Source organism: Streptomyces kryoterrae (assembly GCF_054072135.1).
The window spans coordinates 5,044,726-5,063,924 of the sequence record NZ_CM133358.1; the positions used below are offsets into that span (position 1 = coordinate 5,044,726).

18 protein-coding genes are annotated in these 19,199 nt (G+C 71.0%); 8 read left to right on the top strand and 10 right to left on the bottom strand.

Going from position 1 to position 19,199, the window contains the following annotated elements:
• Positions 1 to 17: 17 nt before the first annotated feature.
• The 5 genes from ACW4TU_RS21965 to ACW4TU_RS21985 all read right to left on the bottom strand — a co-directional run bounded on the left by ACW4TU_RS21965 (position 18) and on the right by ACW4TU_RS21985 (position 3,915).
• Positions 18 to 227: an SGM_3592 family protein gene (locus ACW4TU_RS21965; protein WP_457416006.1), complete on the bottom strand. Its 210-nt coding sequence runs from the start codon at positions 225 to 227 to the stop codon at positions 18 to 20.
• 123 nt (positions 228 to 350) lie between these two features.
• Entirely contained in the window at positions 351 to 1,070 is a 720-nt protein-coding gene (locus tag ACW4TU_RS21970) for an ABC transporter permease subunit (protein WP_457416008.1), read from the bottom strand.
• A gap of 10 nt (positions 1,071 to 1,080) precedes the next feature.
• Positions 1,081 to 1,992 carry an ABC transporter ATP-binding protein gene (locus ACW4TU_RS21975; RefSeq protein WP_457416010.1) on the bottom strand — a complete coding sequence of 304 codons (912 nt, stop codon included), beginning with the start codon at positions 1,990 to 1,992 and terminating at the stop codon, positions 1,081 to 1,083.
• Complete coding sequence (locus ACW4TU_RS21980; protein ID WP_457416012.1) at positions 1,989 to 2,909, bottom strand: ABC transporter permease; 921 nt, start codon at positions 2,907 to 2,909, stop codon at positions 1,989 to 1,991. Before ACW4TU_RS21980 ends, ACW4TU_RS21975 begins: the two co-directional genes overlap by 4 nt.
• Complete coding sequence (locus ACW4TU_RS21985) at positions 2,899 to 3,915, bottom strand: ABC transporter ATP-binding protein (RefSeq protein WP_457430234.1); 1,017 nt, start codon at positions 3,913 to 3,915, stop codon at positions 2,899 to 2,901. The genes ACW4TU_RS21980 and ACW4TU_RS21985 overlap by 11 nt, the downstream gene beginning before the upstream one ends.
• Positions 3,916 to 4,183: 268 nt before the next feature.
• Between ACW4TU_RS21985 and ACW4TU_RS21990 the strand changes: the two genes are divergently transcribed.
• The 3 genes from ACW4TU_RS21990 to ACW4TU_RS22000 all read left to right on the top strand — a co-directional run bounded on the left by ACW4TU_RS21990 (position 4,184) and on the right by ACW4TU_RS22000 (position 7,566).
• On the top strand, positions 4,184 to 5,065 hold the full coding sequence (locus ACW4TU_RS21990; protein ID WP_457416014.1) for a M24 family metallopeptidase: 882 nt from the start codon (positions 4,184 to 4,186) through the stop codon (positions 5,063 to 5,065).
• The gene (locus ACW4TU_RS21995) at positions 5,062 to 6,816 is read left to right on the top strand and encodes an SDR family oxidoreductase (RefSeq protein ID WP_457416016.1); all 1,755 of its coding nucleotides are present in this window, start codon (positions 5,062 to 5,064) and stop codon (positions 6,814 to 6,816) included. The genes ACW4TU_RS21990 and ACW4TU_RS21995 overlap by 4 nt, the downstream gene beginning before the upstream one ends.
• Before the next feature lie 201 nt (positions 6,817 to 7,017).
• Positions 7,018 to 7,566, top strand: coding sequence for an RNA 2'-phosphotransferase (locus ACW4TU_RS22000; RefSeq protein WP_457416018.1), 549 nt, complete (start codon positions 7,018 to 7,020; stop codon positions 7,564 to 7,566).
• A gap of 458 nt (positions 7,567 to 8,024) precedes the next feature.
• Here ACW4TU_RS22000 and ACW4TU_RS22005 read toward each other — a convergent pair whose 3' ends face one another.
• Together ACW4TU_RS22005 and ACW4TU_RS22010 are read right to left on the bottom strand one after the other, a co-directional pair.
• Complete coding sequence (locus tag ACW4TU_RS22005; RefSeq protein ID WP_457416020.1) at positions 8,025 to 8,618, bottom strand: TetR/AcrR family transcriptional regulator; 594 nt, start codon at positions 8,616 to 8,618, stop codon at positions 8,025 to 8,027.
• A 4-nt stretch (positions 8,619 to 8,622) separates the two neighbouring features.
• A complete protein-coding gene (locus ACW4TU_RS22010) occupies positions 8,623 to 10,107 on the bottom strand; it encodes an MFS transporter (RefSeq protein WP_457416022.1) in 1,485 nt (494 codons plus the stop codon).
• Positions 10,108 to 10,516: 409 nt separating this feature from the next.
• Between ACW4TU_RS22010 and ACW4TU_RS22015 the strand changes: the two genes are divergently transcribed.
• Entirely contained in the window at positions 10,517 to 11,419 is a 903-nt protein-coding gene (locus tag ACW4TU_RS22015) for an LLM class flavin-dependent oxidoreductase (RefSeq protein WP_457416024.1), read from the top strand.
• 412 nt (positions 11,420 to 11,831) lie between these two features.
• Here the strand turns inward: ACW4TU_RS22015 and ACW4TU_RS22020 are convergent, their stop codons facing one another.
• On the bottom strand, positions 11,832 to 12,299 hold the full coding sequence (locus ACW4TU_RS22020) for a hypothetical protein (protein ID WP_457416026.1): 468 nt from the start codon (positions 12,297 to 12,299) through the stop codon (positions 11,832 to 11,834).
• Positions 12,300 to 13,008: 709 nt separating this feature from the next.
• Between ACW4TU_RS22020 and ACW4TU_RS22025 the strand changes: the two genes are divergently transcribed.
• From ACW4TU_RS22025 to ACW4TU_RS22035, 3 genes are all read left to right on the top strand, one after another.
• Positions 13,009 to 14,970: an HAD-IIIC family phosphatase gene (locus tag ACW4TU_RS22025; protein ID WP_457416028.1), complete on the top strand. Its 1,962-nt coding sequence runs from the start codon at positions 13,009 to 13,011 to the stop codon at positions 14,968 to 14,970.
• Positions 14,971 to 14,980: 10 nt separating this feature from the next.
• Positions 14,981 to 15,280, top strand: coding sequence for a DUF6059 family protein (locus tag ACW4TU_RS22030; RefSeq protein ID WP_457416030.1), 300 nt, complete (start codon positions 14,981 to 14,983; stop codon positions 15,278 to 15,280).
• 289 nt (positions 15,281 to 15,569) lie between these two features.
• Positions 15,570 to 16,610 (top strand): cytochrome P450, encoded by a 1,041-nt coding sequence (locus ACW4TU_RS22035; RefSeq protein WP_457416032.1) that lies wholly within the window; start codon positions 15,570 to 15,572, stop codon positions 16,608 to 16,610.
• 82 nt (positions 16,611 to 16,692) lie between these two features.
• Here ACW4TU_RS22035 and ACW4TU_RS22040 read toward each other — a convergent pair whose 3' ends face one another.
• Entirely contained in the window at positions 16,693 to 16,992 is a 300-nt protein-coding gene (locus ACW4TU_RS22040; RefSeq protein ID WP_457416034.1) for a hypothetical protein, read from the bottom strand.
• Positions 16,993 to 17,214: 222 nt separating this feature from the next.
• Here ACW4TU_RS22040 and ACW4TU_RS22045 point away from each other — a divergent pair, with 222 nt between their 5' ends.
• Positions 17,215 to 18,084 carry a Cof-type HAD-IIB family hydrolase gene (locus tag ACW4TU_RS22045; RefSeq protein WP_457416036.1) on the top strand — a complete coding sequence of 290 codons (870 nt, stop codon included), beginning with the start codon at positions 17,215 to 17,217 and terminating at the stop codon, positions 18,082 to 18,084.
• Positions 18,085 to 18,109: 25 nt separating this feature from the next.
• On the opposite strand, the gene ACW4TU_RS22050 is transcribed toward ACW4TU_RS22045, so the two are convergent.
• Positions 18,110 to 19,177: a M23 family metallopeptidase gene (locus tag ACW4TU_RS22050; protein WP_457416038.1), complete on the bottom strand. Its 1,068-nt coding sequence runs from the start codon at positions 19,175 to 19,177 to the stop codon at positions 18,110 to 18,112.
• Positions 19,178 to 19,199: the final 22 nt, after the last annotated feature.

A 19,199-nucleotide genomic window follows, 5' to 3' on the forward strand; every position in this document is an offset into this window, starting at 1 on the left:
AACGCCCACCGGCTGCCCTACTTGCGGCGCCACCTGCGGCGACGCGACCTGCTGAAGAACCAGCCCGCCGGGGGTTCGTCCGACCGCCAGGGCTGCGGCTCGGGTGCCTCACCGCGCCACCGCGCGGTCAGCATCCGGGCGCGCGCGGAGGGTTCGGTGGTTTCGGCGGAGCGTATGAAGTCCTCGTCGAGGACCAGCTCGTCCCAGATGTCCCTGTCGCCTGCCATCCCCGTCCTCCTCGCCCGCGGCCCCGTTTGTCCAGTGTGCCCGGACACGCGTGAAGTCCCTGTCAGGAGTACCTGTCAGAAGTCCCGGTCAGGAGACCGCGCGCATCCGGGCCCGCCAACTGCCTACTCGTCGCCGGTCGGTGTCAGCGTGCGCAGCTTCTGGCCGGCGTACCAGGTGGCGAGGACGGTGACCGCGATCAGCAGGACCGTCGCCGTGGTCAGGCCGACCTCGGAGGTGATCAGCTCGCCGCCCGTGACCTTGTGGCCGACGGCAAGGGCCCACTGCTGGACGCTCAGGGTGCGCGCCCCGGGCACCAGGGAGCCGAACAGGGCCTCCCAGACCAGGGCGTAGACGAGCCCGAAGACCACGGCGTGCCGGGACACCGTGCCGAGCAGCAGGAAGAGCGCGGCGTAGGCGATGGAGGCGACCAGTGCGGCGACCGTGTAGGAGACGGCGACCTGCTGGCCGTTGCCGTTGAGGATGAGACCGGCGATGAACGTCGGCACCGCCGAGAACGCCATGGTGACGCCGATCGCGACGATCAGCTTGGTGTAGATGATCTTGGATCGCTTGAGCGGCTTGGCGAGCAGGTAGACGACAGAGCCGTCGTCGATCTCGGGCCCGATGGCGCCGGTGCCCGCGATGACGCCGATGAGCGGCACCATCGTGGCGAGCGCGAGGCCGCCCAGCAGGTCCGCCGCCGTCTGGTCGTCGGCGCCGACGAGGCCGCGTACGGCGACGGCGATCACGATGAGCAGCAGGGGCAGCGCACCGAGGATGAGTGCCCGGCGGCGGCCGAGCAGGGCCCGGTAGGTGAGCCGGGCGACTGTGGGGTCGTACATTTTCGGCCTCCTACGCGGCGACGAGATACGAGAACACGGATTCGAGGGACTCGTCGGACGGCGAGACCGTGAGCAGCCGGATGCCGTGATCCCTGGCAACGCGGGGCAGCAGGGCGGTGAAGCGGCCGAAGTCGACGGCCTGGATGCGCAGCGCGCCCTCCGCGAGGTCCACCTCGATGCCGGAGGTCGACGGGTCGGCGATCAGCGCGGCGGCGAGGGCCCGGTCGTCGCTGGAGCGGATGAGGTAGCGGTGCGGCCGGTCGGTCATCAGACGGCGGATCCGGCGGAAGTCACCGCCGGCCGCGTGCCGACCGGCGACGACGACCTCGATGTGGGCCGCCAACTGCTCGACCTCTTCGAGGATGTGCGAGGAGAACAGGACCGTGCGGCCCTCGGCGCCCATGCGGCGCAGCAGGTCCATGAGCTGCATGCGCTGGCGCGGGTCCATGCCGTTGAAGGGCTCGTCGAGCAGGAGGAGCGACGGGTCGTGGACGAGCGCGCTCGCCATCTTGACGCGCTGGCGCATGCCCTTGGAGTACGTCGAGATCTTGCGGTCCTGGGCGTACTCCATCTCGACCGTGGCGAGCGCACGCTGTGCCGCCTTGGCGCCGAGGCCGTGCAACTCGGCGTTGGCGACGACGAATTCCCTGCCGGTGAGGAAGTCGTACATCGCCTCGCGCTCGGGGACGATGCCGATGTGCCGGTAGATCTGCTCGTTGCGCCACACGGGCTGTCCGTCGAGGGTGACGGTGCCGGTGGAGGGGGGCAGGAAGCCGCCCATCATGTTGATGAGGGTGGACTTCCCGGCGCCGTTGGGGCCGAGGAGGCCGGTGACGCCGGGGCCGATCGTCATGGTGATGTCGTTGACCGCCACCACGTTGCCGAACCAGCGCGAGACGTGGTCGATGTTGAGCGTGGTCACAGTCCGACCTTTCGGTAGCGGCGCATCAGAAGGCCGTAGCAGCCGGCGATGAGACCCAGGACGACGAGCAGGAAGACCACGCCTTCGCCGGTGCCGGGGCCCACCCCGCCGGGATAGGAGGACGTGGCACCCAGGAAGGCCGTCTGCACCCCGTCGATGAGCGTGATGGGCGAGAAGAGGCCGATCCAGGGGACGACGCCCGAACTCTGCCCGTCTCCCATGGTCTGCGCGTCGGCGATGGCCTGGAGCGTGGACACCGCCCCGTAGGAGATGGTCAGTACGGCGATGACCGCCGCGATACCGAAGCCCCGGCGCGGGGTGACGGCCGAGATGACGAGGCCGATGCCGGCGAACAGCAGCGAGAGCAGTGCCACGGAGACGAGCCCCTGGAGGAATCCCTTGGTCTGGTCGGTGAAGTCGAGCTTGGCCAGCAGGGCGCCCACGTAGAGCACGATCAGCGGCACCGCGGTGATGAGGAACAGGGCCGAGGCCAGCGCCGCGAACTTCGCCCGGACGTAGTCCGCGGTCTCGATCGGGCGCGAGAAGTACAGGGGTACGGTCTTGAAGCGCAGGTCGCGGGAGACGGCCTGGGGCGCCTGCGAGGCGACGTACAGGCCGATGACCGCCTGCATGATGATCGCGTAGTTCGTGTACTCGACGGGTAGTTCGGTGGCCTTGGTGGCGACGGCGACCGCGACCATGATGGCCGCCGGGACGCACATCACCGCGAAGAGCACCATCGGCAGCACCTTGGACTTGACCGAGCGGCCGAGGCCGTAGGAGCCGCGCAGGGACTGCGAGTAGAGCGAGCGTCGGGCGTACGCACGGCCCAGGCGCTGGCCGTCGTAGGAGCGGTAGCCGATGTTGTGGATGCGGGACTGGGCGCCCGTCGGTGCCGGGGTCTGCTCAACCTCCATGGCCGACCGCCTCCTTTCCCGCGCTGTGCTGTGCGGTGCTCTGTGGTGTGGCGCGTTGGGCGGCGCTCTGTTGTTCGTCGCTGTCGGTGAAGACCTCGGAGATGTGGTGCCTGCGCTGTTCCATGCGCACCAGACCGAGACCGAGGTCGGCGACCGTGTCCCGTACGAGGTCGTAGGTGTCCTCGCCCTGGGCGGTGAGCAGCAGGATGTGTCCGGCGCCGGGCAGGCCGCCGCCGTCGTCGTGGGTGTCCACCCCGCGCGCGTGGAGCGCGTCGCGCACCGCGGCGGTGCCGTCCGGGTGTTCGTCGGTGTCGGTCACCTCGATGGCGAGGATGGCCGTGGACTGGGTGAAGTCCGTGGTGGAGCTGGACCGCAGGAGCTTGCCGCCGTCGACGACCACCACGTGGTCGCAGGTCCGCTCCAGCTCGCCGAGCAGGTGCGAGGTGACCAGCACCGAGATGCCGAAGTCGGTGTGGATGCGGCGGATCAGGCCGAGCATCTCGTCGCGGCCGACCGGGTCGAGGCCGTTGGTCGGCTCGTCCAGGAAGACCAGCTGCGGGTCGTGGACCAGGGCCTGGGCGAGCTTGACGCGCTGCTTCATGCCGGTCGAGTAACCACCGATGGGCCGGTAGCGCTCCTCGTACAGTCCGACGTGGCGCAGGGTGTCAGCGGTGCGCTCGCGGGCGGCGGCAGGCGGGAGCCCGGACATGCGCGCCATGTGCACGACGAACTCGGTGGCCGAGACGTCGGGTGGCAGGCAGTCGTGCTCCGGCATGTAGCCGACGCGCTCACGGATGGCGCCGCCCTCGGTGGCGACGTCGAGTCCGAGCACGGCGGCCCGGCCCTCCGTGGCGGGGGAAAGACCCAGCAGGATCTTGATCAGGGTGGACTTGCCGGCGCCATTGGCACCGACGAGTCCGGTCACACCGGGTCCGATGTCCATGGAGAGCCGGTCGAGCGCGGTCACCCGGGGGAACCGCTTGCTCAGGCTTTCGGTCGCGATCACAGTCACGTCCACGACGGTAGTGGCGCACACCACATCGGTCGTCAACCCGAAGAGCTGTCTCGGCATCCACCTTCAGTCGTACGGGCCCGTAGGGGTCCCCCTCAGGTCGAACAACCGATGGCGGGTCGTCCGCATCGGCGCCGTTGTCCACAGACAGGCGTTCGACTGTTGACGCGGGCTCTAACAGGTGTCAGATTCGCGAGGGTCAAGTTACGAGGGTCAAGTTACGGGCACGTAGCGCGGTCGATGGGGACGGTGGGCGGCGGCAATGACGACGGCGGAGGCGGCGGACGAACTCACCGGGGAACCGGTCAGCGAACCGGCCGGGGGCCTGGTCAGGGAACTGGCCGGGTTCAGACGGGTGCAGCGGCTGGCGTACGAGTGCGCGGAGGCCGTCGCGGCGCGGCTGGAGCCGGGGATCACCGAGCGCGAGGCGGCCCGGATGCTGCGGGAGTGGCTGCGCGAGCGGGGCGTGCGGGACTGGTTCCATCTGCCCTTCGCCTGGTTCGGGGACCGCACGGCGTTCGTGAACTTCCGCGTCCCCCTCCAGTTCTTCCCGACCGGCCGCCGGCTGGAGCCCGGGATGCCGTTCATCCTGGACCTGGCCCCCGTCCACCGGGGTTTCGCGGCGGACATCGGCTACTCCGGCTCGCTCGGCGCCAACCCGGTGCAGGAGAGGCTGATGGCCGACCTGGAGGCGCACCGTGAGCTGATCCTGCGCGAGGTGCGCGAGCGGCGCCCGCTGCGCGAGATCTACGAGGACGTGGACCGCCTCATGGTCCGCCAGGGCTACGCCAACCGGCATCGCGCGTATCCCTTCGGGGTGATCGCGCACAAGATCGACCGGGTACGTGAACGGCCCTGGTCGCCCCGGCTGTTCGGGTTCGGTACACAGTCCCTGAAGGGGCTGGCGGGCGACGCGCTGCGCGGCCACCGCGAGGGCTGGTCGCCCCTGTGGTCGCCGTACCGCTTCTCCGACCACCCGCCGCAGCCGGGTCTGTGGGCGGTCGAGCCGCATCTCGGATTCCGGGGCACGGGGGCGAAGTTCGAGGAGATCCTGGTCGTCACGGACTCCGCGGACCCGCGGGAGAGCGCGTTCTGGCTTGACGACGATCTGCCGCATGTGCGGCGCTGGGCGGAGGCGAAGTGACTCTCGACGGGGCGCGTGAGCGCCGGGTACGGACGGGCGGGATCGAGCTGTGCGTCGCCGAGTTGGGGGACCCGGCGGACCCCACGGTGATCCTCGTGCACGGCTATCCGGACACCAAGGAGGTGTGGTCGCAGGTCGCCGCGCGGCTCGCCGACCGCTTCCATGTCGTGCTGTACGACGTGCGGGGCCACGGCGGTTCGACGCCGCCGCGTCCGCTGCGGGGCGGCTTCACCCTGGAGAAGCTCACGGACGACTTCCTGGCGGTCGCGGACGCGGTCAGCCCGGACCGGCCGGTGCACCTGGTGGGGCACGACTGGGGCTCGGTGCAGTCCTGGGAGTTCGTCACCGTCGCGCGCACGGAGGGCCGGATCGCGTCCTTCACGTCGATGTCCGGGCCGTCCCTCGACCACCTCGGCCACTGGACGAAAGGGCGCCTGCAGCGGCCCACCCCGCGCGCGGTCGCCCAACTCCTGGGCCAGGGACGCCGATCCTGGTACGTGTACGCGCTGCACACGCCCGTGCTGCCCGAACTCGCCTGGCGCGGCCCGCTCGGCAGACACTGGCCGAAGCTCCTGGCCCGCCTCGAAAGGGTCTCCGGGGACGGCTACCCGACCGCCACCCTGCCCACGGACGCGGCCAACGGCGCCTGGCTGTACCGGGACAACGTCAGGTCCCGGCTGCGCAGGCCGCGCACGGACGCGCACGCGCACGCGCCCGTGCAGCTCATCACGCCCCTGGGGGACGCGTTCCTCTCCGAGCGGCTGTACGACGGACTGGAGCGGTGGGCGCCCCGGCTGGTGCGCCGCACGCTCGACGCCAGGCACTGGATCCCGCGCACCCGGCCCGACCAGGTGGCGGCCTGGATCGGGGAGTTCGTCACCGCCAACGAGGGCGGGCGGCTTCCCGCGACGCCGACGGGCGCGTACGCGCAGCGTTTCGGCGGTCAGCTGGTCCTGGTCACCGGGGCGGGCAGCGGCATCGGACGGGCGACGGCCTTCGCGTTCGCCGAGGCGGGCGCCCGCGTGGTGGCCGTCGACCGGGATGCCGAAAGCGCGGCCCGTACAGCCGAGTTGGCCCGACTTGTCGGCGCCCCCGAAGCCTGGGCGGAGCCGGTCGACGTCACCGACGAGCAGGCGATGGAGAAGCTCGCCGAGAAGGTCGCCACCGAGTACGGCGTGGTGGACGTGCTGGTGAACAACGCGGGGATCGGGCTCTCCGGGTCCTTCTTCGACACGACCCCGGAGGACTGGAAGAAGGTCCTGGACGTCAACTTGTGGGGTGTGATCCACGGTTGCCGGATCTTCGGGAGGCAGATGGCCGAGCGCGGACAGGGCGGCCACATCGTGAACATCGCCTCCGCCGCCGCGTTCCAGCCCTCCAAGGTGCTGGCCGCGTACAGCACTTCGAAGGCCGCGGTGCTGATGCTCAGTGAGTGTCTGCGCGCCGAGCTGGCGGGTCAGGGCATCGGTGTCTCGGCGATCTGCCCCGGGATCGTCAACACGAACATCACAACGACCGCGCGCTTCACGGGAGTCGACGCCGAGGAACAGGCCCGTCGGCAGAAGCGGACGGCGCGGCTGTACGGACTGCGCAACTACCCGCCGGAGAGGGTGGCTTCGGCGATCCTGCGCGCCGTGGTGCGCAACGAGGCGGTCGCACCGGTGACGCCGGAGGCCCGGGGAGCGCATCTCATGTCCCGGTTCATACCGGGTGCGTTGAGGGCGCTGGCACGGATGGACCCGCCGCTGTGACCAGCATCCCCAAACGGTAGTGAATCAACCAAAGTTGCCCAAAAGCCTTAAAAGGATGTCCGGTTGTCCACAGTTTCTTCAATTGCCCTGTGGATAACCGCACTTGGCTGTGGATCAAACCTCCGCACCAAAATCAAATGCGTGATCACCGTCTCGCCCGGCACCCTTACGGGATGACCGAGAAAGAGATGGATGAAAGAGATGGATGAAAGACGCACCGTGAAGGTGTCGAAGTACCTGTCGAAGCATCTGCGGCACCAGCCGGACCGGATCGGGCTCGCGCTCGACGAGGCCGGCTGGGTCGAGATCGACACGCTGATCGCCGCTGCCACGGCCCATGGCTTCCGGTTCACCCGGGACGAGCTGGACCATGTGGTCGCCGCCAACGACAAGAAGCGCTTCGCGATCGACGGCACCCGGATCCGCGCCAGCCAGGGCCACAGCGTCGAGGTCGACCTCGGGCTGCCCCCGGCGACCCCGCCGCCGTACCTCTACCACGGCACGGTGGACCGCTTCCTGGACGCGATCCGCGCCGAGGGCCTGCGGCCCATGAACCGGCACGCCGTGCACCTGTCGGCCGACCGTGAGACCGCGACCCGGGTCGGCGCCCGCCGAGGCCGGCCCGTCGTGCTCTCGGTGGACTCGGCCGCCATGCACCACGACGGCCACCTCTTCCACGTCAGCGCGAACGGCGTATGGCTCACGGAGTCCGTGCCGCCGAGCTATCTGCGGTTCTCCGGTCCGCACTGACACCGCAACGGCACCAACGGCCCGGTGACTGTTTCACGTGAAACATGAACGGCGTCCAGTCCCTGGAGCATGAGTCTGCTCAGCTTGACCGGAGTTGGCTGAGCGCTTCGGTGGCGGCCCGCCCACCAAGAGCTGGCGCACCGACCCGGACACCCCGGTAGCCGGCCAGGCCTACCTCGGCGAAGCGTCCTCAGGAGTGGTTCCACTCGGCCTCCACGACCCCCGGCAGCACTCTCCCCGCAGCGCGGGTCCTTGAGCTGACCAAGACCGCGGTGCGCGGACCGGCAGACGGCGTCTTCACGTCGGGAGCCGACGACCACCAAGGCGGCGGGCCGGATCGACGTCGGCGCTAGTCACCTCTGGCCCTCTCCGGGCACTTGCGGGACAGTTCCCGACAGGTCTTCGCGCGACCGGGCCTGCGTGCCCGGTATGGGACAGGTACCGCGGGAGGAGTGCTGTCAGACGGGGCGGAGGGAGGCCAGGACCAGTTCCCCGTAGCGGCGCCACTGTGCCGGGTCCGACACGCCCATGCGGGCGAGCTGTCTGGCGCAGCCGCCCGCCACGATGATGAGGTCGGTGACGGTGGCGTCCGAGCGGATCGCTCCCTGTTCTCTGGCTGTTCGCAGGAGGGTGTTCAGCAGTTCGAGGAGGCGGTCGCCGTCCAAGGAGGACTGGTTGTACATCACGTCGGCCAGGAGCCGGTTGGCGGCCATCGACTCGAAGACGTCGAGCAGGAGCGCCGCCAGTGCACGCCCGGCGTCCGGCTCGGCCAGCGCCGCGGAGGTACGTTCCTCGATCCGGCCGAAGCGGCGCCGGATGACGGCCGCGACCAGGTCGTCCTTGGTCGGATAGCTGCGGTAGACGGTCGCCTTGCCGACACCCGCTCGGGCGGCGACCTCGGGGACGGTGGCCTCCAAGCCTCGTTCCGCGAAGACCTGGAGGGCCGCGGCGACGATGCGCTCATGATTGCGGCGGGCATCAGTGCGACGGTCGGACCAGTCCGTTGTGTGCTCGTTCGTCGTCATGGGCGGTGCGGCTCTCGGCGTGTCCATGGGCTCAAGTGTGCCGCTTGCCGCTGTCCTCGGCGGTGAGGGCCGGCTCGGGAAGCGGAGCGGCGGCACCGACCTCCGCCAGGACCGACCCATGGGCATGGCCTCGTGGGCGGGGAATGAAGAGGGCGACGGCCGCGGCGACCAGGGCCCCGGCACCGGCGACGAGGAAGGACACCGTGTAGGCGTGCTCGGTCGGCAGCGGATGCCGGGCGGTGACGCTGTTCGCGAGGACACTGGCGATCACCTGGCTGCCCAGTGAGGAACCCACCGACCGGAGAAGGGCGTTGACCCCGGTGGCCTCGCCGGTCTTGGCCGGCTCGACCGCGTCCACGATCAGGTTGGGCATGGCGGCGAAGCCCAGCCCTATGCCGGTGAAGACCACCATGGCGAAGCCCAGGACGGCCCCCTGCGAACCGTGCTCGGCGGCGAGCAGAGCCATACCGGCCGCGGTGACGACACCACCCAGCACCAGGGGCACCTTGCCGCCGAAGCGGGTGGTGAGCAGGCCGGAGACCGGGCCGGCCACCAGCATCATCAGGCACCCGGGCAGCATCAGCAGGCCCGCGCGGGTGGCGTCGCCGCCGAAGCCGTAGCCGCTGGCCACGGGGGTTTCGATGAGCTGGGGCAGCAGCAGGAAGATGCCGAACATCCCGAAGCCGATCAGCAGCGTGGCGACGTTGGTCATCAGCACCGGCCAGCGCATCAGCACCGTCATGTCCACCAGCGGCTCGGCGACACGCCGTTCCACCAGGGCGAAGACCGCCAGCACCACCAATCCGGCGCCGACCAGGCCAAGGGTACGGCCGCTGGTCCAGCCCCACGAGCTTGCCTGGCTGATGGCGATCAGCGGCGCGGTGATGCCCAGGCCCAGCAGGACGGTACCGATGAAGTCGACCTTGCCGGGGGTGCGCACCGGCGACTCGGGCAGCAGGAAATGCGCCGCTGCGGCCGCGAGGACCGCCATGGCGGTACCCGCGATGAAGATCCAGCGGTACGAGGCGTGATCGACCAGCAGGCCGCCCATCAGGAGGCCCAGCCCGCCGCCGATCCCGGCGGTGGCCGATATCAGTCCTACCGCGCCGGCCCGTCGCTCTTGCGGGAATTCGTCGCGGACGATGCCGAAGCACAGGGGGAAGATGCCGCCGCCCGCACCCATCACCACGCGTCCGGCCACCACCACGGCGAGGTTGTCGCCCAGTGCGGCCAACGCACCACCCAGCGCGAAGAGCATCAGCGATATCACCAGCAGCCGACGCTTGCCGAACATGTCACCCAGCCGCCCGAACACCGGCGTCAGCACGGCCGCGGCCACGAGGTAACCGGTGAGTGCCCAGGTCGCGTTCTGTGCCGTGGTGTGCAGCGAGGCGGCCATGTCGCCCAGTGCGGGTGCGATGGAGGTCTGGGCCAGGGCGAAGGAAAGCGCCGCCAGACCGAGGATGGCCAGGCTGCGGCCTGGAGGCACGGTCCTCGCCTCTTTGGTTTCTGCCATGGGTTCCGGCTCCCAAGAAGAAGTACGCATCAAATGGACCCCGAGGTCCGGTTCAGGGGAATGCTAACCGAACCCTTGGGTCCGGTAATCCCCGCCCCTGTGACCACAGATTCCGGCCCGCGGCGGCCCTGTTCACGCTGGGAGGCACTACCAGCTGAGTGGCCCAACCGGCTGCGGGGTGCGGCAAACCAGCTGCCACCTGCGTAGTCCGCCCGCCATACGGGCCATCCGACATATGCGCGGTTCAAGTCCTGCCTGGCGCCGCCTCCACGGTGCGGCTGCGTGGATCTCGCCTGTGGGTGCCTCACTCGCCTTACGTCGCATCAAGCCGTTGACCTGTGTCGGCGACGGGTGACGATGAGCCTCCGGTGGCCCGCGGTTCAGCGAGCACCAACGTAGGCTCCGAGGTATGAGTCTGCGTCTGAGCACCGTGATCCTTCCGTACCGCCGCTGGCACGAGGGCGGGCGTTCGGCCTGGTCACGGGCCGAGCAGCTCGACTTCCACACGGCGTACACCTATGACCACCTGTCCTGGCGCAGCTTCCGCGACGGTCCGTGGTTCGGCGCGATCCCGACGCTGACGGCCGCGGCGGGCGTCACGGAGCAGATGCGTCTGGGCACCCTCGTCACGTCGCCCAATTTCCGCCACCCGGTGACTCTCGCCAAGGAGTTGATCTCGCTGGACGACATCTCCGGCGGTCGGGTGACGCTCGGCATCGGCGCGGGCGGCACCGGCTTCGACGCCACCGCGATGGGGCAGGAGCCATGGACCCCGCGAGAGCGTGCCGACCGGCTGGCAGAGTTTGTGCCCCTCCTTGACCGGCTGCTGACCGAGGACTCGGTGTCGTACGAGGGGAACTTCTACTCGGCGCACGAGGCGCGTACCATCCCCGGCTGCGTGCAGCGGCCCCGACTGCCCTTCGCGGTTGCCGCCACCGGCCCGCGCGGGCTGGGGCTCGCCGCGCGGTACGGGCAGGCGTGGGTGACCACTGGGGACCCCAAGTTGTACGAGAACGGCACGCCGGAGCAATCGATCCGTGCTCTCCGTGGCCAGGTGGAGAAGCTGGCCGATGCGTGCGCCGCGATCGGGCGGGACGTGGCCGAGGTGGACAAGATCCTGCTCACCGGTTTCACCCCGGACCGTGGCCGCCCCTTGGAGTCGGTTGACGCGTTCGTCGACTTCGCGGGCCGGCATCAGGAGTTGGGCTTCACCGAGGTCGTGATCCACTGGCCGGTCCCCGACTCGGACTTCGCCGCAGACGAGAAGATCTTCGAGCAGATCGCCATGGAGGCCCCGGCGCAGTTGGGGTGAGTGGTCAGCTCCGCGAGCGTGCCTCCGCCTTCTGGACTGCGTTGTCGCAGGTCACGAGGCGATAGGTGAAAAAGGCTTGACCGAGGTGACGAGCGTACCCGGTCGCACACTCTGTGTAGCCGTCGCCGCTGCGGTCAACGTGGGCACCGCCCCGAACCACGGCCCGTCCCGACTCCATGTTCCGGTGACTGGGAGCAACGGCAGCACCGGACATGCCCGGCTGGGGTTGCCTTCAGCCCTCGCGGTAGCGCGCGAAGACGCGGGCGCGCACCTGCTCCCAGGTCCGGTCTGCGGCCGTCCGGCGAAACAGGGCCCCGTTCGCCAGCTCGAAGAACTGGCCCGCAGGTCTGCCGGTCCTCGATGGCTCCCCACCGTATCCGTAGCGGTCGATGCCATGGGCGCAACGCCGGCGTTACGTCACCGTCCGCTGCCAGACCGAGGTGAGCGCGGCGGCAGGGTCGGTGTCGGCCGGTGCCCCGGGCCACCATTCGCCCTCGTCGTCCTGGGAGTAGGGATACCAGCGGGCGTCGGGGCCCAGCCGTAGCTGGATGCCGTGGTCGGTGAGGGTGAGGCGGTTACGCCAGGTCCTCAGGGGGACGGGGGCGCCGGTCAGGGCGGTGCGGGCGGCCTTCATCGTCACCGGGTCGGGGGTGTGGGGGTGTTCGGCGACGGTGAGGCCGGTGGGGCCGCCGTGGCGCCAGGCACGGGTGAGGCGGGCGAACGCGCCCGGTTTGGCGCCGGTGTTCACGATCAGGTGGTGGAACCACTCGGGTCCGTGACTGCTCGCGGCGATCCGTACCGCGTCCTGGTGCTGGGTCAGGTGCAGGTCGGTGATGTCGCCCGCGAGGAGTCGTGCGGAGCGGGCGGCGGCGTCGGCCATGAGGCGTTCCAGGTCCGTGGTGGCCAGCCCACTGCCGGACGGCGGAGCGACGGGGAGCGAGACGGTGTGGGTGACCGGTTCGGGGGGGGGTCGGGCAACTGGGGGGCGTGTTCGGCCCAGCGGGTGTAAGCGGCCGCGGCAGGGATGCCGGCCGGGGCCGGTGGCAGCTCGGGTGCGATCCCTGGGTCGGACTTTCTGCGGCGCAGCAGGAAGGGGCGGACGGGACGGGATACGGGATGCAGGGCCGTCCCGGAAGGAACGCCAGGACTCGGGTGGGGCTGCTGAGCGATGGAGCAGGGTGAGCCCCAGCGCTCGGTGGTCGCGGTGACGACCAGGTCGACAGCTCCGGCTCTTCGGTCCCTTTCGTCTGCTTGGTGAGCGGTTCCTGGACCTGCCAGGCGCGGTCGTCGGCGCGGTCGTCGGCGGGAACCCGGCAGATCGCGATGAGTCCCCACGGCCGCCTGGTCCCCTGCGCCGTCACCCGCCGTGGCCTGCCGCCTGGCGAGAGCCACTTCTTCCCGGTGTTCGTCCCGAGAGCGCGAGGGCGTTGCGAGGCTCGCTCAAGGACGCCTTAAGACGGACGCGGCAGGCTCGTTCCGGCCACCGGCAGTGGTGGTGGGCCCGTGCCCGTGCCCGGGACCGGGCGCGGGCACGGATCGGCGCTCGCGGACCGCCGTGAGCGACGGGCGATTCAGTGAATGGAGACACCATGGCCACGGTTGTCAGCACCGCGGTGGGCGAGCGGACCGGACCGCTGGACCGGCTGCACGCCCTCCATGCCGAAGGGCGCCTTGCCGACGCGTACGACGAGGTGCCCGGTCTGCTGTCCGAGCCGGCCGCCGCGGGGGACCCCGCCGGACCGCCGGCGCCGGACCTGGCGCGGGCCGGACAGCTGCTCTCACGGCTGGACCGGGAGGAGGTGGTGTGTGAGCACCCCGGCACCGGGACGATCACCGTCGCGGTCACCGGCCACTCCACCCTGAACGGGCTCACTGCCCCGCTGACCGCCGAACTCGCCCGTCACAGCCTGCTGTTGAAGCTGCACGAGGGCGACTACGACTCGTGGCGCCGTGATCTCCACAACACCGACAGCGACGTGTACTCCTCCGGCGCCGATCTGGCGCTGTGCGTGCTGGACGCCGAGATCATCTTCGCGGAGCTCCCGCACCCCTGGCGGGTGGAGGACGTGCAGCGCGCCACCGCCGGGAAGCTGAACCTGATCCGCTCGCTCGCGGAGCGCTATGTCGCACGCGGCACCGGCACCCTCGTGCTCAACACCGTGCCCCTGCTGCGCAGCCATCAGCGCCGCCTGGTCGACGCCCGGTCCAGGGCCCGGCTCGGGGTGATCTGGCGGGAGTTCAACGCGGGGCTGCTGCGGCTGGCCGCCGTGCACGAGCGCGTCCACGTCGTGGACCTCGACCCGCTGCTCGCCTCCTGCGGCCCGGTCAACGAGCCGCGGCTCGCCGCCTACGCCAAGGTGCGGTTCGGCGAGGAACTGCTGGCCGCCTACGCCCGCGAGATCGGCCACCTGGCCCGGGCCCTGCGCGGACGCACCAAGAAGGTGCTGGTCGTCGACCTGGACAACACCCTGTGGGACGGCATCCTCGGCGACGACGGCCCGGACGGCATCGCCGCCTCCACCACCTACCGGGGCGAGGCGTTCGGCCGGTTCCAGAAGGCCGTCGCCCAGATCGGCTCCCAGGGCGTCCTGCTCGCCGTATGCAGCAAGAACGACATCGAGCCGGTCCGCAGCGTGCTGCGCGACCACCCCGACATGGCTCTGCGGGAGACCGACTTCGTCCAGGTCACCGCCAACTGGGAACCCAAGGACCGGAACCTGCTGGAGATCGCTCAGCGGCTCAACCTCGGTGTGGACAGCTTCGTCTTCGCCGACGACTCGCCGTTCGAGTGCGGTCTGGTGGCCCGCAGCCTGCCCGGCGTCGCCGTGGTTCGGCTCGACGAGGAACCCGCCCTGCACGTCGAACGGCTGCTCGCGGACAGCTGGTTCGACGTACGGGAGCTGACGTCCGAGGACCGTGCCCGGGCGACGCAGTACCGCACCGAGGTCGCCCGCCAGGACCTTCTGGAGAGCGCGGCCTCGATGGACGAGTACGTCGCGGAACTGGGTGTCGAGATCACCCTCTCGCCCGTACGGGACCACGAGATCGCCAGGGTCTCGCAGGTGACGCTGCGCACCAACCAGTTCAACCTCACGACCGAGCGGCTCCAGCAGGCCGATGTACGGGCGCTGCACGAGTCCTCCGACGGGCTGGTGCTCGCGATCCGTTCCGCGGACCGGTTCGGGGACAACGGGCTGGTGGGTGCCGTCCTGGTGAGCGGCGTCGAGGCGGGCGGCGGGGCGGAGGGCGGCTGGCACATCGACAACATGCTGCTGAGCTGCCGGGTGTTCGCCCGCGGTATCGAGCAGGCCTGCCTGGCCGCCGTGCTGTCCGAGGCCCGCGCCGCGGGCGCGGGCGCCGTGTACGCCCGCTACCGTCCGACGGCCAAGAACCACCGGGTGCGCGACCTGTACCCGTCCATGGGCTTCGCGAAGACGGGTGAGAGCGCGGACGGCACCGTGTCGTTCCGGCACGACCTGTCCGACGAACAGCTGCCGACACCGCCGGCGTACGTCCGTCTGACGGCGGACCTCGGCCGGCGGTCGTCCTGAGGCGGACGGCATGCGATGGTCCGCGCGGCGGGCGTGGCGGGGCGTGGCCACGTTCTTCCTTGACGGCTTCGGCGGGCTCGCCATGATGTTCGGCGTGGTTCCGCCGGGATCCGTCGCGCAGGCGAAGCAATGGTGGCTCGGCGACGCGGACCCCAGGGTCCCGGGCTACGCGCTCCCGCTCGACGAGCCGCCGCCCGCCCATCCCGAGCGGCTGGCCACCGATGTGCCGCTCTCCCCGCGTGAACGGGAGCTGTGGGCGCAGTTGGAGGGGCACGGCCGGGTGGAGGACGGCCCCGGCCGACGGGAGTGACTGACGCCGGCCGCAAGAGGGGCTTTAAGACGGCCCCGACGATCGGCACGGCAGGTCCGGCAGACAGCCGGTTCGGACGGTCCAGCCGGTTCGGACGGTTTCGACGCGATATGAGTCGCTTCGAGGCGAGGGAAAAGACAGTGGCGGAATTCGGTAAGACCCAGTCTGGAACTCGACGAGAACGAGGAGTTCCCGGCCGACATCTGCCGGCTGCTGGAGGGCTGGGACCTGCAGGAGTGGCTACATCCCGGCCGAGTACGGCGGCAGGCTCACCGACTACGAGACCGTCATGCAGGTCATGCGGGTGGTGGCCCGACGCGATCTGACCGTCGCCGTCGGGCACGGCAAGACCTATCTGGGCGGGGTCTGCGTCTGGATCTCCGGCACCGCCGAGCAGGCCCGCGGCCTCGCCGCCGGCATCCGGGCCGGGGTACCGGTCTCGCTGGCCCTCACCGAGCGCGCCCACGGCAGCGACCTGCTCGCCGGGGATGTGCGGGGCGAGGCCGACGGCGAGGGCGGCTGGCGCGTCAGTGGTGAGAAGTGGCTGATCAACAACGCCATCCGGGGCAGCGTGCTCTCCGTGCTCACCCGTACCGCCGAGGACGGCGGGCCGCGCGGCTTCACCGTGCTGCTGGTCGACAAGCGGCGGCTGGCCGAGGGCGACGACTACCGCTGCCTGGACAAGATCCGCACGCATGGCATCCGGGGCGCGGACATCAGCGGCATCGCCTTCGACGCCGCCCCCGTGCCGGCGGACGCGGCGGTCGGCGGGGCGGGCGGTGGCGTCGAGACCGTGCTCAAGGCCCTGCAGCTCACCCGCACCCTGTGTGCCTCGCTGTCGCTGGGCGCGGCCGATCACGCGCTGAGCATCGCCCTGGACTTCGCCGAGCGGCGCGAGTTGTTCGGACGGCGTCTCATCGATCTGCCGCAGGCGCGGCACGTGCTCGCCTCGGCGGCGGCGGACGTGCTGGTGGGAGAGGCGCTGGCCACGGTCGCCGCCCGGTCCGTGCACACCGTCCCCGACGAGCTGAGCGTGGTCGCCGCGGCCACCAACGCCGCGGTCGCCTCGGCCAACCAGGACCCGGACCGCTTCGGGGAGGACCCCGGCGCCTTCGACCCGGCGCGGCCCTCCGCAGGCGCCCACCTGGCGCTCGGCCACGGCGCGCACTTCTGCCTGGGCGCCGCCCTCGCCCGCGCGGGGCTGCAGATCGCCGTCTCCTCGCTGATCCGCCGTTTCCCCAGGCTGGCCCCCGCCGACGACGTCGACAACCTCACCCTGACCACCGGCATGATGGTGCACGCCCTGAGCCGTATGCCCGTCACCTGGTGACCTTCGTCGGCGGACAGACCACTGCCCGGGTCCCCCTGTCGGGACCCGGGCAGTGGTCTGTGCTCGCGGCTGCCGCAGCCGCTCAGGGCCGGGCCGGCTGCCGCACCACTCGCCGGGCCACGGTCCGCCCCGGCTCCTGCACCTGGAAGTAGGCCCTGGCCAGCACCTTCTGCTGGAGCGTCCGGTTGCGGTCCACCACCCGGTAGAGGGACCGGCGGGCCAGGCCGCCCAGCCGTCCGTCGAGGGCGAAGAGCCGCTCCTGGCGGAGCTGGAGGGCGCTCCGGGCAGACGCTCCAGGCCCTGCGCGGGCAGACCGGGAAGCGGCCGACGCCTGCGCCGCGACCGGCCGGGACATGAGCGGGGTCGAAACGATCCTGCTCACCGGGCTCACCCGGACCGGGGGCGTCCGCGCGAGCTGGGCCTCACCGAGATCGTGGCCCACCGGCCCGGCCCCGACTCCGGCTTCGCGGCCGACGAGCGGGTCTGCGAGCGCCTCGCCACGGAGGCGCCGGCGCCACTGCGCTGACCCACAACCGGCCGGGGCGGCCACTCACCTGGGCGGACCGCCGCACGGACGTGCGCGGACATACGCGAGAATGGCCGGGTGACCTCAGCGACCAGAGAGCCCGAGACCCCCGCCGCCGCCCTCCCGATCCGGCTGATCGCCACCGACCTCGACGGCACGCTGCTGCGCGACGACAAGTCGGTGTCCCCGCGCACGGTCGCCGCCCTGGCCGCCGCCGAGGCCGCGGGTGTCGAGGTCTTCTTCGTCACGGGCCGCCCGGCCCGCTGGATGGACGTCGTCAGCGAGCACGTCCATGGTCACGGGCTGGCGATCTGCGGCAACGGCGCCGCCGTGGTCGACCTGCACGGCGGCCCCGGCGCCCACCGCTTCGTGAAGGTTCGGGAGCTGGCCAGGGACAACGCGCTGGACGCCGTACGGCTGCTGCGCGAGGCCGCGCCGGGGACCGTGTACGCCGTGGAGCAGACGTACGGCTTCCACCAGGAGCCGGAGTATCCGAAGCTGCACATGGAGGTGCCGGACAATCGGGCGCCCGCCGAGAAGCTGCTGGCCCCGGGCGGGCCGAGCGACGGTGAGCCCGTGCTCAAGATCCTCGCCTTCCACCACACCATGGACCCCGACGCGTTCCTCACCACCGCCCGGCTCGCGATCGGCGACCGTGCCACCGTGACCCGCTCCAGCCCCAGCGCCCTGCTGGAGATCAGCGGCCCCGAGGTCTCCAAGGCGAGCACCCTGGCCCTGTGCTGCGCCGAGCGGGGCATCTCGTCCGAGGAGGTCGTCGCCTTCGGGGACATGCCGAACGACGTCGAGATGCTCACCTGGGCGGGCCGGTCGTACGCCATGGGCAACGCGCATCCCGACGTCCTCGCGGCGGCCTCGGGACACACGGCGCCCAACAACGAGGACGGGGTGGCCGTCGTGATCGAGCGACTGCTCGCGGAACGCCGCTGAGGAAGCCGTCGTACGGGGGCCTCACCTACAGCTGGACCCCGCGCGCCACCAGCCACGCCGCCGGGTCCACCCCCGATCCCAGTTCCGGTGTGACACGTACCTCGAAGTGCAGGTGCGGGCCGGTCGAGTTGCCGGTCGTGCCGGTCTGGCCGATCCACTGGCCCGGGGTCACCCGCTGCCCCTGGTCGACGGTGACGGCGGCGAGGTGCGCGTACTGCGTGTAGTAGCCCCCGGGGTGCTCGATCACGATCTCGATGCCGAAGGCGCCCCCGCACGACACCGACACCACCGTGCCCGCGCCGACCGCGCGCACCGGTGTGCCGATCGGTACCGCGAAGTCCTGCCCGGTGTGCCCGTTGGCCCACCGGTCGCCGCCGCTGCCGAAACTCGCGGAGAGCTCGTACGTCTCCACGGGCGTGACGTACTCCGGCATGGTCCCGGGATCCGGCTGGTCGAGCCGGACGGCGCCCCGGCACGAGCCCGCCGCGACCGAGGCGTCGGCCCGGCCCTGGAGCGTCCAGCGGGCCTCTTCCAACTTCGCCTCGATCGACCGTTTCAGCTCGGCGAGTTCGCGGTTTTGCCGCTCCAGCTGCTGCCACTGCGCCGCCGCCTTCGCCTCGTCGGCGGCGAGCCTGGCCTCCGCGCGCCGGCTCTTGTCGATCGCGTTGTTGACGGCGAGATCGGCCTGCCACACGGCCCGCTGACCGCGCATCAGCTCCTCGGGGCTGTCCGCGAGCAGCATCTGCGCGGTGAGCGGCAGGCCGCCGCCGCTGCGGTACTGGCCGCGTGCGATCCGGCCCAGGTCCTCGTGCAGGACGGCGATGTCGCGCCGCTCACGGGCGAGGAGTTCCTCGTACCGCCGGGCCCTGGCCCCCTCCACCGCGGACTCGTGCCGTCCGGCCTCGTACCGCCGCGTCACCACGGCGGCATCCGCGTACAGCCGGGTCACCTCGGTGCTGAGGCCCGAGTCCGTACCGGCGTCCGAGCCGGGGTCCGTGTCCTCGCCGGAGGCGGCCGTGGGCCGGGCGACCAGGACCGCGAGCGCGCACAGCAGTGCCGGAACGAGCAGCGGATGACGGCGACGTGAGCCCATGTCAGCGATCGTGTACCGCAAA